Source organism: Paenibacillus sp. FSL L8-0494 (genome assembly GCF_038003695.1).
GTDB lineage: Bacteria > Bacillota > Bacilli > Paenibacillales > Paenibacillaceae > Paenibacillus_AQ > Paenibacillus_AQ odorifer.
The window spans coordinates 2,641,824-2,659,650 of record NZ_JBBOPQ010000001.1 but is presented as its reverse complement, the minus strand read 5'-3'; the positions used below and the strand labels follow the sequence as shown (position 1 = coordinate 2,659,650).

Genomic DNA, 17,827 nt, shown 5'->3' with positions numbered 1-17,827 from the left:
CGTACCATTTTCACACTTCAGGATACAATTTCACTAAATTTTGATCAAAAATAATTCTGTTGATAAAGAAAACCTCCGGAATAAATCCCAGAGGCTTTCTAATATAACTATTCTTCACTAGTATCTGCAGGCATAACAATCTCTTTTATACCATTAAAATGGCTGATATTTGTTTGCAAAGTGAGCACTGATTCTGAATCTAAGTTTTCTGATTTCAATGAAGTGAATATTTCCGCTTCCACTTTTTGCGGCAAATGTGTAGTTTTATCCAGCGTATATCTTAGTTTAATTTTGTCTGTTAAATTCTGTTTCATCAATTTGAGTGTTTCCTTACTCGCATCATTAGACGATATCTCCATCGAAAGTATGTATTCTTGTTCCTCTTCAGTAACAACGATCTCCTGAGAATCTATCTGGTACGTGTCTATATAATCGTACGGATCAATAAATCTTTGTACCATTTGTTTTTCTTTCACTGGAATATAATCGTCTTGCTTGATAAATAAATCATCCATTACCTTTGTATGATATTCAGTATCCGATATGTACTCTTCTCGTTCCTTCCCTTCCGCAGTCTCCGATTTTAGATATACGGTATAAGGATTTCTAACATAGTCGACATGAAATGAGACAGCGCTCGACCAATGTTTATCTTCACTTTTTTCCGATTTGCTTGATGTTTCTTCTTGTTTCTCCATTTCTATAGTGTAGCTCTCCTGCTTAGCCAGTTCACTCCGAGACATGCTGAGCAGCTCCTCTGCACGCTTATCTCCCTCTCCTTCAGCACCCGATTTAATGTTCGTTGCACAACCTGTCAAACCTAACATACAAATGATACCGATAAAAACCGCTTTTCTGATAAACATAATACTTCCCCTTCACTTCAAATGAAATCCAAATATAACTAAATCTATTTTATCATTATAAAGCTAACAGCTTATATGACGGAAAAGGTAGACATGTGAAAAAGCGTCTTAAGGTGTACAGTTGCGCCGGGTTTGGTGCTTTGATGCAAATCAAAAAAATACCTCCCCCGCCTTTACAGCTGAGAAGGTATTTTAGTAATATTACCAATTCCCTTAGCTCAATGTGTCAGCACAAACTCATCCAGCAGCTCTCCATCCACATCATAGGCCTGATAGGTTAATGTATCCCCGGTAACGTTAATGCCGGCAAACATTTGCTTATTGTTCTGAAAATGCACCGCATGATAGAACTGATCTTCTTTTTTCTCGTTAAATTTCCCTCCAGAAGCGTTAGTCACAACATAGACTGTCCCTCGTTTAGCACCTTTGGAAATCTCACCTTCTAGAACTATTTTTCCGCCACGTAACGGGTAGGATCTGGAATATTCATGATTATGACCCTGCAGCACTAAGTCAACCTGATACGTATCAAAAATATCCGTCCAATCTTCAACTTTCTTATAGGAGTTCCCCCCGTAAGCCGGACGGTGCATCGCAACGATTTTCCATTTCTTGTCTGTGTTCTTCAGATCTTCCTTCAGCCATTCCGTTTGCTTTTTTAGATTGCTCTCTGTATTCAGTACCGTTACATGCACAGGTCCATAATCGAAGGAATACGAGGTACCTGCAATTGAACCCTTCGCCCCATTATCCGGCAGGTTGAAGTGTGAAGTATAATACGTTGCATCCTCATCCACCTCATCATGATTGCCTGTTACCGGCATTAACGGAATCCCTGAAATCCAGCCCTGCACATTGCCAAAAAAATCATCCCAGCCTGCCGAATCCTCCGGATCCTCCGTCAAATCGCCGTTATGCACAATAAATTTGGCTTCAGGAAATGTCTGAAAAGCCTTGTTCAGTGTATTCCCCCACAGCTTAAAATCCTCTTCCGTTTCCCCTTGAGAATCCGTTACGTTGATAAAAGACACACTGTCCAGTCCATCTTCTTCCGTTGTAAATTCCGCTGCCGGACTCCATTCCCCTTCAACGCCACTACCCACTCTATAAGTATATAACGTCCCGGGTTCAAGACCCGTAGCTTCCACTTTATGAACACCTTTGGTGCCATTGTCTGTTTTGATGGAACTGCTTTTCGCTTCTACCCTTTGTACATCCGTATTTGCAAAAGAGGACACCTGTCCCTTTACAATCTCCAGAATGCCTGCTGCACTAGAATCACTTGTATACCAAGTAAACGCGCGGCTTGTGCTCGCGGCTCCCTTAAAGGTAGTCACGAGATCATACGGTGCTGGTGAATTTGCATCACTTCCGCTTTTCGATCGTTCCAACCCATAAGCCACTAAAATAACCACAATCACAAGCACTCCTAGGATTATGGCAAATTTATAGTCTCTCATCACGGTACCTCCTTATGAAAATTTCTCTCTAGCCTTCTAAATAAGATAGCCCCCTACAAAGTCAGAAGTCAAATCTGCACACGATTCTTTATACAGACTTTTGTTAACGCAGTGTAAAACATTCAGCAAACATTCAGTCTATTTTAAGTTAAGCATAAGGTCTGTCTCCTAGAATTAGTCAAGCAGGAAGGTTAGCCAGAGATAGAGAGAGAAACGAGGTGTGAAAATGAATAAGAAGCTTCAATTCCGGCATGAACTTAAATTTTTCATTAACTATCATCAATACCTTATATTACGCCAGCGATTGCAAAGCTTGATTGATAAAGATCAACACGCTAATGAGAGTGGAGAATACCACATTCGGAGTTTGTATTTTGACGATATCAACAACACGGCACTTGCAGACAAGCTCGGCGGTCTCAGAGAGCGGGCCAAATACCGGATTCGCATTTACAACATCCAAGACAACATCATTCACTTTGAGAAAAAAATTAAAATGGACGATTATATCGCCAAAATCAAAGAACCGCTAACCCGGCAAATGTACGACGAGATTATGGCGGGCAACTACGAAGTGCTGAACGTCCCGGACAGTCCGCTGTTCATGGAGTTATACGATCAGATGCGCCATAACCTGCTGCGACCCAAGGTCATCGTGGATTATGTTCGCGAGCCTTATGTTTGCCACAACGGCAATGTGCGAATAACGTTCGATAAAGAATTACGTACGGGCCTGCATTCTACGGATATTTTCGATAAGGATTTGCATCCGATTCGGGCGATTGATGAGAACTTCATAATTTTTGAAGTGAAATTTGATGAGTACATTCCGGAGTACATTAAAATCGCGTTGCAGCTTGAGGGACTGAATAGGCAGTCCGCTTCGAAATACGTGATCTGCCGCAAATTCTTAAAAACTAACACTTGGGAGGATTATTGATTATGAATGCATCACTAGCACCGCTAGCAGCAACAACAACGACTACAGATACTACAAATAATTTTTCAGACATTATTAAAAACTCGGTGATCGACAATTTTGTATCTGATATTAGTATCTCCAAAATGCTGATTACTTTGGGCGTAGCTTTTCTGATCGGATACTTCATTTACCTGCTCTACAAACGTGTCTTTAGCGGCGTTTTATATTCCAAAAGCTTTAACGTCTCACTTATGGGCATGACCATGATTACAGCTACTGTCATTATTGCGATTAACTCTAACCTTGTGCTGTCCCTCGGTATGGTCGGCGCATTATCCATCGTTCGTTTCAGAACACCAATCAAAGATCCAACTGATCTGATCTTCTTGTTCTGGGCAGCTGTAGCAGGGATTGTAACTGGAGCAGGATTTTTCACCTTGGCTATTATCGGTTCGATCATTATCGGCCTCATTTTGTTCCTGTTCATCAAACACTCTTCTATCGAAACGCCATACTTACTGGTCATTAACTGCGACAGTGATGAAAGTGAACGTGAAGTACACAGCCATATCACCAAATCCGTAAAACGTTACAATGTGAAGCAAAAAACAGTCTCCGCAAACAATATTGAATTGACGCTGGAGCTTCGTCTGGATGATAGAGTAGGCGGCTTTGTCAACACAGTCTCTGACCTAAAAGGTGTCAAAAATGCACTCTTGATCAGCTATAGCGGTGACTATGTATCTTAATTACAACGAGATGAAAGGCGGTGCCCCAGATGAAAACCAGAGGTAAGTCAATCCTGCTGAGTTTTTGCTGCCTGCTGCTGGTCATCGCCGTAGCCGGGTGTCAGAACGCAAGTCCGTCTGCAACAAATAATCCAACGTCTGATGCTCAAGACAAGGTCATTTCGAGCGATGAGAAAAAGCTAGACGAGCAGGTCTTTCCAAAAGATAAGGTCGTGGATGTCAAAATCACTTTGGACCCGGACGATTTTCAGGATATGCTGGATAATGCCAGTGCTGAAGAATATAAAATGGCTTCCGTCGAGTACAACGGTATGAAATACGATAATGTAGCTGTACGTACCAAAGGAAATCTCAGTCTCAGAAGCGTAGTACAGATGACAGACTCTGACCGCTACAGCTTCAAAATTTCTTTTGATGAGTATGTTAACCAGAATTTATTCGGCATTACTAAAATCAATCTTAATAATAATTACAGCGATGCTTCTTATATGCGTGAATTTCTAACCTATGAGCTCGCTGAAAGTGTCGGCCTCCCGACGCCGAAATATTCCTTCGTCAATGTGTATGTAAACGATGAACTGAAGGGTTTCTATCTTGCAGTAGAACAGATCGGTGATGCTTATCTGGAACGCAATTTCGGCAACGCTTATGGTGCACTTTATAAAGGTGTAATGACCGGTCAGGGCAGTGATTTGACTTGGCTGGGCGATGATCCAGCCCTCTATACTGGACTAGAAATGAAATCCGATAAGTCCAACGATGATATTCTTGTCGACATGCTGAATGAGCTAAATAACGGCACCGATTATGAAAAATACATCGACGTAGAGGAATCGCTGAAGTATATCGCTCTAAATGCGGTCACGGGTAATATGGACAGTTATTTAGGTGGGAATAAGCAGAATTATTACTTATATGAAGACGATGGAGTCTTCTCGATTCTGCCGTGGGATTATAATATGGCTTTTGGCGGCATGGGAAGCGCAGATGTGTTAATTGACGAGCCTACCCAAGGTGCGTTGGCAGAACGCCCGCTGATTGCGAAACTGCTCGCTAATGAGGAATACAAAACGAAATATCACGAAATTGTTAGTGAGATGATTACTGGCTATCTAGCGGACGATACGTTCCAGGCTCGGATTGATGAGCTGAACACGATGATTTCCAGCTATGTCAAAGCGGATCCATCCGCCTTCTACACTTTCGAACAGTATGAAAATGGGATAAAGGCTGTTGAGACCTTCATGTCGAACATGGCCACAAGTATCCAGCAGCAGCTCGACGGCACCATTCCTTCATCCGGTGACGGATCAGGAAGTGGTGGCGGCATGGGTGGTGGCATGGGCGGCGGTGGCTTTGGTGGCGGCGCTAAAAATGGTGCAGCTCAAGGCGCTGCGGGTGCTGGGCAGGCCACAGGTGCGGATGGCGCTACTGGTAATACTGGCGCAAACGCAGCTGCACCAAATACCGGAGGGCAAGCGGCTACGGATGGACAGACTGCTCAGGGTGGTGCAGGTGGTGAGCCTGGTGCCATGGGCGGACCGGCTATCCCTAATGCCGGCGATGGTCCTGGCAGTAACTCACAAGCAGCTGCGGGTGGGCAGACTACACAAACAGGGCAAACTGCTCAAGACGGACAGATCAACACTAACGGCCAAGCTGCTCAAGGTGGACAAACCAACACTAATGGGCAAGCTGCTCAAGGTGGATTTGACGGCGGCGCGGGTGGTGAGCCTGGTGCTATGGGCGGACCCGCTTTCCCTGAAGGCGGCGGGAATGGACCTGGCGGTGGCGGCATGGGCGGCGGTGGATTTGGTGGCGGTATGCCTGGTGGTATGGGCGGTGGCGACTTTGGTGGTGCTGGTACTATGCAGCAAAAAGGCAGCACGAGTGAAGCCATCACCACTGGCGTCGCCATCCTTCTCCTAATACTAACCGCTGCTTTCGTAACCTACTACAAACGCAAACGGCTGTAGAGCAGTAAAAAGTATCCTCATCAACAAATAATTCATGCAAGAAGCCTCCGTCGTTTATTGACGGAGGCTTCTTGCATGAACACTATATTCTTGTATCACAACTAGTTCCCGCTTACTCTTTCCGCCCGCGCAATATACTTATGGTTGCTATTAAAAAGGCTAGTAAAGAGATCCCTAATGCGATGTAAACCATTGGGTTGACACTGTTGGAGTTGTTCTCGCTTTCCATGATGGCATTATGTTCTTCCATACTCATGCCATTGTCACTGGAACCGTGAGAATGTTCATTCCCACCGGAGGCCTGCACAATCGAAGTAATAGAATGCGGACTTTCTGTTCCTACCTCACCAGACCACTGCACCAAGCTGCCATCGGCATAATGCTGATAAGCATCCCAAGCAATGTCACCTGCAGTATCAGGGTTCTTCGCTGTGAAATAGAAACGTTGGAATTGTCCTGCTTTAATTCCTTCTCCATTAGCTATCCAGCTAACTTTGTTCCCCTCAATGGTAACATCCCAGCCCGGTGTAGCCTCATATTGCTTGAACTCGGCACCTGCCGGGATACGTAGATCAACTTGTACAGTCGCTACATCTTTTTCTGAAGGGACTTTAAGTGTGTAAGTCTCCCATGCTCCGGTACTGGATTGTGCTGGTGCCACGGTTACGTGTGCGCTTGCCACGGCTGCGAACAACAGAAGTGTTGCAGCGGCTGGTGCGAATAGTGTCATTATTTTGCGAGATAATCTGTTCATAGTTAGAGTGCCTCTTTCCTTAAGTAATTTTATCATTTTTCACTTTCATCTCTATCCTCATAATTACCGCGGAAAATCACGTTTACGTGAAGCAAGCCCCTGCTCCAGAGCATAACGCGTCAGCTGCGTACGATTTTGGAGTTGAAGCTTTTGAAGGATGTTTTTCAGATGGTTTTTTACGGTATGCTCCGAAATCGACAGGCTTATGGCAATCTCTTTATTCGTCGATCCGGAAGACACACAGCTTAAAATCTCCTTCTCCCTTGCCGTCAATGACTCTCCTTCGTCCGTTACTGAAGGAACGGTAAATTCTTTCAGGATTTGAAAAGCCAGCTCCCGGCTTAGCGGTGCTTCTTCATTCACAATGGCTTGCAAATATTCAATCCAGGTGGAAGGTGCCAGATTCTTCAATAAGTACCCTTGTGCGCCTTGCTTCAGCGCTTCGAGGAGGTGGGAAATTTCGTCCGATACCGTAACGATAACGATTTTGACATAGGGATATTCCTGCTTGATCCGGCGAGTAGTCTCCAGCCCGTCCATCTCCGGCATCTGAATGTCGATAAGAATGAGATCAGGCATCCACTGGGCCGTGAACGCGATCGCCTCAGGACCACTCTCCACTACACCAATGACCTCAAAACTATCATCCATGGACAAAATCTCACACATCGCCTCACGCGCATGCGCATGATCATCCACAACCAAAACCCGGTACCTGCTCATAAACTTCCCCCTCCTTTCGTAATTTCCACATTTGTCCCCGTATTGCCGGAGATCACCTGAAGCTTCCAACCCATTCCTTCGACACGTTCCTTCATGATCTGAAGGCCGTAACTTCCGTTTACCTCAAAAGGGTCATGCTGAAATCCTTCGCCATTGTCGACAATCGCCACGCTCCAGTTTTTCTCAGTGCCTGCACCCGTGATAGAAACCTTCGCCGCTCTTGTATGCTTACGCACATTAATAATAGCCTCTCGGATACAAGATAGCAGCTCTGCTTTTTCCGAAGGAGAGAGGGCTTCATCCTGTAGACTCCAATCCAAGGAAACTTCAATCATAATCTCGTTAGCCATTTGAGCAAGCTGATCTTTAACCGACTGTTCCAATGAAAAAGAGTGCTGCTCAGACACTGGTACCTTCAGATTAGCGATCGCCTGCCGAACATAACGGTTCACCTCGTGGACGGTCTTTTTGATCTGATCCACATTTTCTTCGCTGACTTCCCCATTCCTGCGGCTTGCTTCCAGACGATCTATTTTGACAGATAAAAGAAATAAAGATTGCGCCATCCCATCATGCAGTTCCTTAGCTAGCCCTTCCCGGGCTTTCATTGCCTCTTTGAGCGCACGTTCCTGCTCCAGCTCCCGCTGATTCCGCTCCATAAGCGAAAACATAGGGACGAGCAATACAAGAGTGAACAAAAATACGAGGACAGGTGTCAAATAATTCCCCAGATCCATCGAAATATAAGGCATTAGAAACTGATGGCGCACGACCTCCCAGATCCCTACCATTAGCGTTGGCAGTAACAGGATCATGTACTTGATTCGGTTATACGTTGCTGTCCCCTCCCGTACATCTTATGATTAACAATATCACCGTCACAATTCTGCTACATGACTCGATCGGGCTATTTAAAGTTCTTATTGTTACAAATTTAAGTATTTTAAAAAATTAATGCTATCCTTCATAATATTATAAGCAATATATAGTGAAAATTTATACTTTCTTATATTGTAGCAAAAAAAAGATACATCCTTCGATGTATCTGCATCCCAGTTATAGTGGTGATGTGTAGCGTCCGTATTGAATGTCCATTTCTTTAAAAACATCTCCCTCTTTTTTCAGGAAAAATGTATTTACGCCTTCCGCTCCCCACCACTCCATACCGAGTAATGGGCCTTCAGCGGTTTCCGCCGCAAAAAGAATAGAGAACATCTCAGGTATCACTTCCCCTCCATCATCCACCCTCCAGACGGAATATTCATCGCCTTGAATGACAGCCGGATAATCCATAAAGGTAAGCCCGACCTTGTCTTCCAGCACGAGACTGAATAACATATCCTGATCCTGCCTAATGAATTGAACGAGATACAGCTGCCGTTCACCAGACAGGTCAGCAAGTTTCCAAATATGCTCTACTTCACGATTTTTTGCAGAAACAATATTCTGCCCCACATTTTCTGCAACATTTAGCGAGGCTTGCTTAACCTCCGTAGGCTTAACAGAGATTAGCGCATTCGTATTAAACTCTGCCTGATCCGTCAGGTAATAGGTCTCATCAGGAGTCGCATTCCCCTCTTCAACCGTATAAAGATACCCTGGCAGATTCACAAAATTGTGAGCCATCTCCCGGCCATTACTGTTCTCCGTACCCTCCTGCCATTTATTCAATTTCACTTTTAGCACTTGCCCATGATCACCGATCGCCTCATTCAATTGTTGCATTTGCGCATCCAGCCCTTTTTCCTGCCCGGTGACTAAGATGCTCTTGCCAGACTCATCTGCAAAACCAAAATTCGCCTTCAGCTTTCCAGCTTCCAGATAAGCTTCTGGCTGCTGCATGCTTGCCGTTGGTGTTGGCTCTGCACTTGGAGAAGGGGTTGGCTTGTTAGTGCCTGAGCAGCCCGCCAGCAGTAGAACAATAAGAAAACTCACACTGAGCTTATTCATTCCCATTCCTCCAGACGAAACTAAAATATTCCCATACTAAGATACCGTTCCCCTGTGTCAGGTGCAATGCAAAGCACGCGTTTGCCAGCCCCAAGACGACGCGCTTCCTGCAACGCCGCCCATACAGTGGCACCACCGGATGGACCCAGCAGAATTCCTTCTTTTGCAGCCAGCCTTCTTACCGTCTCCAAGGCAGCTTCATCCGCGACCTGAACGATGTCATCATAGACCTGTGTATTCAAAATTGCGGGCACAAAGCCCGGACTCGTTCCTACCAGCTTATGTGGTCCTGGCTTTCCTCCAGATAATACGGGCGAGCCTTGCGGCTCAACCACAAGAATCCGGATATCAGGTAGATGCTCACGCAAAACCTCACCGGTTCCAGTTATCGTGCCCCCAGTTCCTGATGAAGCAACAAACACATCCAGCTTACCTTCCATTTGCTCCAAGATTTCCAGAGCGGTCGTTGTCCGGTGAATATCAGGGTTGGCTTTGTTCTCGAATTGCTGTGGAATAAAACTGTTCTCCACTTCTTTTCCCAGCTCAATCGCTTTTGCTATAGCTCCCGGCATCCGTTCTGCTGCCGGCGTCAGCACAACATCCGCACCATAAGCCTTTAGAATATTGATTCGTTCCTTGGTCATATTATCAGGCATGACAAGAATCGCTTTATACCCTTTTGCCGCGGCATTCATCGCTAATCCTATCCCTGTATTTCCACTAGTCGGCTCAATGATCGTCCCGCCCGGCTTCAACAAACCTGCTAGCTCGGCTTGCAGGATTAGATTATAAGCTGCCCGGTCTTTTACACTGCCACTTGGATTAAAAAGCTCCAGCTTCACATATAGTTCTGCATCTTGGGGGCTAGTCAGCCGATTTAATCTTACAACCGGTGTATTCCCAATCAGCTCTGTTATATTGTTAACCACTAAGGATGTCATTTTAGAGCCTCCTTCATTTCTGTACCTTCCATTATTGTAACGTGAGCAGCACCTCCTGTCGATTCAGAACCCTTGGTTTCTGCAACCTGAAAACAACCGCCCCCCACGAAAGCGGGAGACGGCTGTTCAGTATTGGCAGCTTTATTTTTACGGATTAACGTTAATCGTAAAAGTAGACGTATTATTTTTAATATTCGTTACCGTGTTGGTAATTTTCAGATTGTTAAAGGTGGCTGACCCTCTGGCAGGACCTTGCCCAGCCTCAGCCGCTTCATTTACCCAGATGCCCACTCCGGATTTGCTGTCAAAAGCATCTCCACTCTTTTGCGCACCGGAAATTGTGACATTCGTGAAGATGGTATCTGTCACTGGGAACTGCGGCGCGGAGCCGACATAGTTGGTCTGGAACATGATACCATGATAGGTTGGATCAATGATATCCACATCACTGACACGAATGCCTTGGAATACCTTAGAGGCTGAGAATACCCAGATTGCCGGGAAGGTCTGTGCCCCCCAGAAATGTCCACCTGCACGAACAATGGAAATATTCTCAAAATTCGTTGTCGGTGAAGCGCCAAAGCCGTTCATTGGATACCCGAAGTCAAGTGAGCTGATCGTAATTCCAGAATAGCAAAGCGTGTCGGCAATATAAATGTTGCGGAAGGTATTGGCATATCCGCCATAGACGGCTACACCTGCTGCCCGCCAGGTTAAGATTGAAGTGAGATTCTCATAAATATTATCCTTCATATCTGCACCACCGGAATCAATAGCCGAAAACAATGCAAAGCTATCATCCCCTGTAGCCCGTGCCTCAATATTGGATACGAGATTATTCGTGCTGCCATTCGTCATATTGATGCCGTCAGCGAAGGTGTTGCGGATACGGGAGTTTTTGATCACCATGTAATCCGTATTAGCTCCCCAGTACATACACACCTGATGTTCGGTCCAGATGTTATCGATCGTAATATTTGCCACATTGGAGAAATCAAATACTTTACCCGGACCATCAATACGTGATGTGTAGTTCCCAAAGTAAGCAAAATTCGCAAAAGTAGAGCCATTAGCAGTATCGCTTGCCCGGAAACCGATATCCGTATTCTCCTGATTCGTTGGAGCGTAGAATCTCGTATACCATGGGCCTGCACCAATGATCTTCACTGCTTTTCCATAGACTTGAAATTTACTGGAGGTCTGATAGTTACCTGCTGGCAAATACACACCTACGAGATTTCCGGTCGTATCCATGCGTACTTTATCTAGCGCATTTTGCACATCCTGATGTGTAAAGCCGGCTGGGACCGTATATTTGGCCGGATCTGGATTGGCAATCGGTGAAACCTGCTCCAGACTGATGAAATCAATGGCATACTGCGAGGTATTTGCCACATCCTTTTGCAGTCGAATCGTACTACCTTTCGGAATCGTGCTGTCGAACATAATGTTGGCTTCATCATAAATATGCCGCGGAGAGCCCGCGCTTGGTGAATTGCCGGGACTTATCTCTGAACCGTACAGCCATGCATATTTAGAGGTCAGATTAATCGCCTTGGTATAAACTCCGTTCACATAGATGTTCAGTGTAGCATTCGTACCGTCTCCACTCGCCGAATCTGGAATCGAGAAGCGGGTGACCAGTGTATTAGTGTCAGCCTTAGTAGTGAATTCTACATAACTGCCTGTAGTATTCAGTGTAACTGCTCTTCTGCCTGAAGCCTCACCCGCAAGATCTCCAATGGTCCGATTAGCAGTAAGCTTCACAGCCCCGCCACCAATCACGCCCTCCTCAGCCTCATACATGTCGTAAGGCATATTGGCTCCACGACCTACAAAAAGAGACTGTGTTTGAATATTGTTGGCTTGTTTAACTGGCAGCTCATTAGTGTCTACGGCAATTTCGGTCTTCACAGTATATTTGCCATTAGCTGCTGTCCAAGTGCCAAGGCTAACAGGAGGCGCTGTTACTCCACTGCCAATCACGCCGTTATAGGTTCCAGTTAAGGTTTGGAGTACAGCATTCGTAGTAGCATCCAGAACCTTCAAGGTTATGTTATGCGCACCCCCTGCGGATGCTGCCGTCCCTTGATTCTTGATTGCCACCGAGAAGCTGACCACATTGCCGCCTGCTGGATTGCTTGGTGTCCAGCTAACTGGGGAAGCTACTAGATCAGAACTGGATACGGGAGCAATAATAAGAGAATTTGGACTAGTGAAGCTGTTATTGCCTTCGTTCAATTCAATAACCGTATTATTCTCGTCAACCTTTGCAGTTAAAGTATAGGTAGCTGCATCCTTTACGCCCATATTTAAAGTGACGTTCGTAGATGCGCCAGCCGCTAATGCCCCCACTGGGCTAGTACCTACAAGTGTGCTGCCCAAGTAGAAATTTACATTAGTCGCTGTGGAAGCTAATGTTCCAATATTTTTTACCGTTGCATTTAAAGTAATGGCATTGGTCTCTACTGGAGCTGAAGGTGACCATGTAAGACCGGTTATCGCCAAATCCGGATTAGCAGCTGGTGCACCCATCACTTGGAATTCAGCGATTTGTCCAGCGGTTGAACCAGTATTGGTGGTAATCTTCAACTGTACTTCACTAGCCGTGGCCGTTACCGGAATAGTGACCGTATTGCCGGTTGCCGGATTAAAAGTATACACGGTTGCTGGCACAAGACTAGTAAAGGCTGTTGTATTCTGATTATGCCCAAGCACTTGAATAGTCTGAGTACGTGTGGACCAGGCCGATGATGGATTCAGTTTGAGGACAATGGATGTAATATCGGCATTACTCCCCAGGTTTACAGATAATGTATTGGGATAACTTCCTCCTGCTCCTTCCCAGTAAGTAGTTACATCACCGTCATTCGCATTTGCAGGAACAAAGGTAAAGACGGAAGAGGAAGCGTTGATGCTTTTGTTCAAAGCCAGATTGGAACCCGCCCCAGGCGTTGGTGTAACTGTTGGTGTCGGGGTCGGTGTTACCGTTGGAGTTGGTGTAGGTGTTACTGTCGGTGTTGGCGTAGGAGTTACCGTCGGTGTCGGTGTTGGTGTTACCGTTGGAGTTGGTGTTGCCGTTGGAGTTGCCGTCGGCGTTGGTGTTGTCGCAGAAGCTGGAGTGACGTTCAAATTATCTAGATTCACATTTCCAGTGTCTCCTGCATCGTACTTATAAGTAATCGTGTTAGTGCCAGCATTCAGAGCCAGCGTCTCAATCTTTGTTGACCAAGTATTCCAATTGGCCAGATTCGCAAGTGAGGTTTGCTTAATTTTAGTTCCATTCACATAAACACTAATGGTTTTTGTACTGCCTGATGCATTTGAAAATCTTAATGTAGCATCATAGTTACCAGCAGAAGCCACATTAACACTAAATGCAGTTGCAGCACCTTGATTTAGGTAACCATCAACAAATCCTGTACCTGTATAACCTGTATGATCCGTGTTAACCTTGGAACCACCCGATAATGCGGCATTCTCCGCTTCATATCCTGAGGATGGAGTTGTAGTTGTATTACCATGAACCTCAAATTCCGCTAACTGTGCTGCTGGCCAGACCGTATTGGATGTGAAATTCAGTTTAACATATCTGACATTCGCAGCTGTAAAGCTGATGGTCACTGTATTGGAATCACTCGTTGGATTAAATGTATAATTGGCGGAATCTACTAAGTTATTGTAAGCTGCATCATCTGTACTCCCTTGCACCGCTAACGTTTGAGTTCTTGTTTCCCAATTCGTAGGCAGCTTTAACACAACCTGATTCACGCTGCTTGCTGCCCCTAAATCCACTTTAATCCATTGCGGAAAAACACCGCTTGCGCTCTCCCAATACGTTCCTTGGCTGCCGTCATTAGCATTGGCTGCTACGTATACATCACCGAACGAGCTTGAAGTAATAGTCTTCCCTTGGGCTAAATTCCCCGCAGCTAAACTCACCGAGGGATATAATCCTAACTGACCTACAAATAATATAACAATCAAACAATAAAGTACTGCCGTCTTCCCGGTAAATCTTTTAGAAGCTGCTATCATTGAATAACCACCTTCCAAAATTTTGTGGAGCTATACAGCAGAAAGGATGCGCTTTCAAAATAGTAGTTTTATAGACATTCGCCTCCTACATTTGAAGTGATGAATTACGGATACAAGCTAACTAATAACGCTAATAATATAAGTTATACGTAGATGGCCGTCGATGGCAATTTCTATGCTTTGTATGTGGGATATTACGTTCAACAAAAAAAAGCCCCGGAGAGGACAAGGGGACTATATTGCCCCTTAACTCTCCGAAGCTTCATGTTATACATTAAATCTAGCTACCAACCCTTGCAGTCCATGCGCCATTGTACTTAATTCACTTGCAGAGGATGCAATTTGTTCGACCGAAGCCATTTGCTCTTGTGAGGCTGCTGACACATGCTGAGTACTCGCAGCGGTTGTTTCCGAGATTTGCGTAACGTTACGAATTGACTCTACAATCTCATCCGCAGCCGCCGTAATCTCCTCCACGGCTCCAGATACTTCCTGAACCTGTTCGGCGAGTGAATCTATAGATAATCGAATCTCACCGAAGGAACGTCCCGCTTCCTCGATAATCTCCGTACCTCCCTTTACTTCACGCATGCTGCTCATCATCACCTTCATGGCATCATCTGCTTCACTTTGGATCCCAGTCGCCATTTCTGCAATTTGATTGGCGGATTCCGCGGACTGCTCTGCCAGCTTACGGACCTGATTGGCAACCACAGCAAAACCTCTACCTTGCTCACCAGCACGAGCTGCCTCAATCGTCGCATTTAGGGCCAGCATATTCGTCTGCGAAGCGATTCCTTTTATGACTCCTACAATACTGCCAATCTCCTGAGATCGATTCACAAAACCTTGGACTTGCTGTGATAAAGATTGTATGGAGTGATTAATCGATTCCATTTGCTGCCCAGCGGCCTGAAGGGATTCATCTCCTGTAATGGCAAATGCCGCAGAGCGATGGGAGGCTTCCGAGATGTCCTGGACACTGGCAGCAATTTGGCCGATTCCTAGTGATATTTCTGAGATTGTAATTGTATTAGTCTGCAAATCATTCATCTGTTTGGCTGTTCCGGAAGCGACTTCACCCATAATATCCGTTATTCGTTCTGTGGCGCCTGCCGTCACTCCACTATCTGACCGAAGCTTTGTAGAGGAACTCGCGAGACTATTCGCTGATAACTTCACCTGTTCAATCATCGTGCCCAGATTATCTGTCATTTTATTAAAGTTAAACGCCAGTTCACCAATCTCATCTTTAGAACGAACACTTAACTTGCGCGTAAGATCGGCATCCCCATCTGCAATTTCCTTCAACTGAGTGTTCACATCACGAAGCGGTTTAATAATTCGTCCAGAAATTAGCAGCGCAAGGATCACCGCGAGCACTACCGACAATCCGGTCACACCAAAGCTAGTAATCAAAGCGTTATTACGATGCGAATTTGCCAGGCTTTGTCCATTCTCTATTTCCTCCATGAGCATGTTCTGAAACACAATCTGAGATTCTATCATAGCGTCTAATGATAGGTCCGTGAATTTCTTTTGCGCTTCCGGGAAGTTGCCTTCCTTAGCTAAAGCAAAAGCTTCCTTCAGAACGATCAAATAATCATTCCATTTGCTCTTCAGCTCAGTTACACCCTTTAACTCAGCTTCACTTAATCGGGCACTCTCCAGCTCTGTAATAGCATTTTCAATCAATGGGAGCATTTCTTCATACTGCGCCAGATAGGAATTCCGCTCATCATCTGTGTTGCTCATCACATAACGAGCACCCAGCTCATCTGCGGTACGAATCTTATCCGTTAAGCCTTGAACAAGTGACAGCTTGTCCCAGTTACGATTAACCTGATCTGTCAATTGGGTAACCTTCCCCTGAAACAATGTGTTTCCGGCTATCGCCACTAGAAAGACTATAATCACAGCAGTAAATCCTAAGACTATTTTCCCACGGATACTTTTCACCATCGTTTTTCCTCATCTCTATATGTATGTAGGTCTATTTGGTACTTTTATCCTACTAGCTCTCCCTTAAGCCTCTCTGAATTTGAACTGAATGTTTGCTTAAAAAAACAAAAAGACCCCTATTTCCGGCCGAGGGCAGGAAATAATGGTCTTTTGAGATCTTTTTATTCGTATAAATTTCCGTTAGCCAGCTCTGCCAGCTTCGATTCATCCAGTACACTTAAGCGTCCACGATTTCGTGTAATGATTCCTTCATCAATAAAACGACGTACGATTCGATTAAGATGCCGATAGCTTGTGCCAAGCAATTCTGCTGTTTCAATAAGACTTGAGGTCCGAATCTCCTCCACTCGCCGGTCACCGTTTTTATCTGCGAACAAAGACATTAAATAACTGGCAAATCGATTCTCCACAGGATACAACAGGTTAAGTGCGGAGGCTTGACCGAGCGTATGCAATTTGTGACTAAGTTCTCCGACGAGAAAACGTAACAACGCTGTATTTTCCTCAAGCTCTCTCAGGAGTAGTCTTCTCCCTGCAAAAAGAATCAAGCTCTCACCCACAGACTCCACTTGATTCTTAACAGGGAACCGGTGAAGCAGCTCTACATCCCCAATCACAGATATCGGATTTGTAAACCGCACCAGCATAGATTTGCCATTTGGCAGCAAGGTCTGAATTTTGAGCTTGCCCTCAACCAATATGAACATTCCATCCAATTGATCGCCAACCAAACACAGCTTTTCTTCATCCGCGTAACGTCTCAACTCCATTTTATGAGTTACCAGCGGGCTAAATATTCCGTCCAGACCGTTCTTCACTGCCAAGGCACGGACAGCCTCACGGTCATTTATCGTCTGCATGTAGTGCCCCCTCTATTGTTTGCTCCAGTGTAATTTAGAATACCCCACAAAAAAAGGACATATGTCCTTTTTAATGAGGTTTTCCTATGACACTTTACATTACAACAGAATCCACACAATAACGAATCATATCTACCTTCTGATCCTGCAGCCAAAATTCAATACTCCGATGGTTGATTTTATCCACGTATCCGATAATCTCAGCCCCTTGCTCCCCTCTTTTATAATAAGAAGTGCCATAAGCCTTGATCACTTCGTCTGCTGAAGCTCCAATATGAATATCTCTTGCCGTACTCATCGTATGATCGGAATAGACGCTGATTAGAATGATCTTATCATCACCACGTGCTGTGGCTATTGTTGTCTCGTGACCCAGATCATAATACTGATACCGCTCTATATCATTATTTGGCTTAGGTTCCCTAGCGATTGAATCAAGGCTTTGAAGCAGCTGAATGCCGCCCAGACTTTCCTGTTCAAGATTGGTGCAGGAAACACGCGAGTAATGATTTTGTTTGGGCGCATTGTATAAATAGATATGATAGATCCCGTAACTTAAACCTACCGTAATAAAAATGATGATAAATGACCAGCCTCTTTTAAATGGCTTCTTCCTCACTGACCTC

At 45.0% G+C, this 17,827-nt stretch carries 14 protein-coding genes; 3 read left to right on the top strand and 11 right to left on the bottom strand.

What is annotated here, in order from left to right; all coding sequences use genetic code 11:
* Window positions 1-107: 107 nt before the first annotated feature.
* Both NYE35_RS11810 and NYE35_RS11805 read right to left on the bottom strand, forming a co-directional pair.
* The gene (locus tag NYE35_RS11810) at window positions 108-866 is read right to left on the bottom strand and encodes a DUF6612 family protein (protein WP_341121082.1); all 759 of its coding nucleotides are present in this window, start codon (window positions 864-866) and stop codon (window positions 108-110) included.
* A 218-nt stretch (window positions 867-1,084) separates the two neighbouring features.
* Window positions 1,085-2,326, bottom strand: a complete 1,242-nt coding sequence (locus NYE35_RS11805) for a purple acid phosphatase family protein (RefSeq protein WP_038570063.1) — start codon at window positions 2,324-2,326, stop codon at window positions 1,085-1,087.
* Window positions 2,327-2,552: 226 nt separating this feature from the next.
* Here NYE35_RS11805 and NYE35_RS11800 point away from each other — a divergent pair, with 226 nt between their 5' ends.
* The 3 genes from NYE35_RS11800 to NYE35_RS11790 are packed head-to-tail and all read left to right on the top strand — an operon-like array spanning window position 2,553 to window position 5,973.
* The gene (locus tag NYE35_RS11800; RefSeq protein WP_036683495.1) at window positions 2,553-3,266 is read left to right on the top strand and encodes a polyphosphate polymerase domain-containing protein; all 714 of its coding nucleotides are present in this window, start codon (window positions 2,553-2,555) and stop codon (window positions 3,264-3,266) included.
* 2 nt (window positions 3,267-3,268) lie between these two features.
* The gene (locus NYE35_RS11795; protein WP_341121080.1) at window positions 3,269-3,997 is read left to right on the top strand and encodes a DUF4956 domain-containing protein; all 729 of its coding nucleotides are present in this window, start codon (window positions 3,269-3,271) and stop codon (window positions 3,995-3,997) included.
* A gap of 29 nt (window positions 3,998-4,026) precedes the next feature.
* Complete coding sequence (locus tag NYE35_RS11790) at window positions 4,027-5,973, top strand: CotH kinase family protein (RefSeq protein WP_341121078.1); 1,947 nt, start codon at window positions 4,027-4,029, stop codon at window positions 5,971-5,973.
* 112 nt (window positions 5,974-6,085) lie between these two features.
* Here NYE35_RS11790 and NYE35_RS11785 read toward each other — a convergent pair whose 3' ends face one another.
* The 9 genes from NYE35_RS11785 to NYE35_RS11745 all read right to left on the bottom strand — a co-directional run bounded on the left by NYE35_RS11785 (window position 6,086) and on the right by NYE35_RS11745 (window position 17,820).
* On the bottom strand, window positions 6,086-6,727 hold the full coding sequence (locus NYE35_RS11785) for a DUF1775 domain-containing protein (protein ID WP_341121075.1): 642 nt from the start codon (window positions 6,725-6,727) through the stop codon (window positions 6,086-6,088).
* A gap of 63 nt (window positions 6,728-6,790) precedes the next feature.
* The gene (locus NYE35_RS11780) at window positions 6,791-7,450 is read right to left on the bottom strand and encodes a response regulator (RefSeq protein WP_038570057.1); all 660 of its coding nucleotides are present in this window, start codon (window positions 7,448-7,450) and stop codon (window positions 6,791-6,793) included.
* Window positions 7,447-8,265, bottom strand: a complete 819-nt coding sequence (locus tag NYE35_RS11775; protein ID WP_036683484.1) for a sensor histidine kinase — start codon at window positions 8,263-8,265, stop codon at window positions 7,447-7,449. Before NYE35_RS11775 ends, NYE35_RS11780 begins: the two co-directional genes overlap by 4 nt.
* Before the next feature lie 241 nt (window positions 8,266-8,506).
* Window positions 8,507-9,400, bottom strand: a complete 894-nt coding sequence (locus NYE35_RS11770; protein ID WP_341121072.1) for a hypothetical protein — start codon at window positions 9,398-9,400, stop codon at window positions 8,507-8,509.
* Window positions 9,401-9,420: 20 nt separating this feature from the next.
* Window positions 9,421-10,341, bottom strand: coding sequence for a cysteine synthase A (gene cysK / locus NYE35_RS11765; RefSeq protein WP_038570052.1), 921 nt, complete (start codon window positions 10,339-10,341; stop codon window positions 9,421-9,423).
* Window positions 10,342-10,488: 147 nt separating this feature from the next.
* A complete protein-coding gene (locus tag NYE35_RS11760) occupies window positions 10,489-14,379 on the bottom strand; it encodes a discoidin domain-containing protein (protein ID WP_341121070.1) in 3,891 nt (1,296 codons plus the stop codon).
* Between the two features lie 267 nt (window positions 14,380-14,646).
* Window positions 14,647-16,341, bottom strand: a complete 1,695-nt coding sequence (locus NYE35_RS11755; RefSeq protein ID WP_341121068.1) for a methyl-accepting chemotaxis protein — start codon at window positions 16,339-16,341, stop codon at window positions 14,647-14,649.
* Between the two features lie 161 nt (window positions 16,342-16,502).
* Entirely contained in the window at window positions 16,503-17,201 is a 699-nt protein-coding gene (locus NYE35_RS11750; RefSeq protein ID WP_036683474.1) for a Crp/Fnr family transcriptional regulator, read from the bottom strand.
* A 94-nt stretch (window positions 17,202-17,295) separates the two neighbouring features.
* Window positions 17,296-17,820: a hypothetical protein gene (locus tag NYE35_RS11745; protein ID WP_094903097.1), complete on the bottom strand. Its 525-nt coding sequence runs from the start codon at window positions 17,818-17,820 to the stop codon at window positions 17,296-17,298.
* Between the last annotated feature and the right edge of the window lie 7 nt (window positions 17,821-17,827).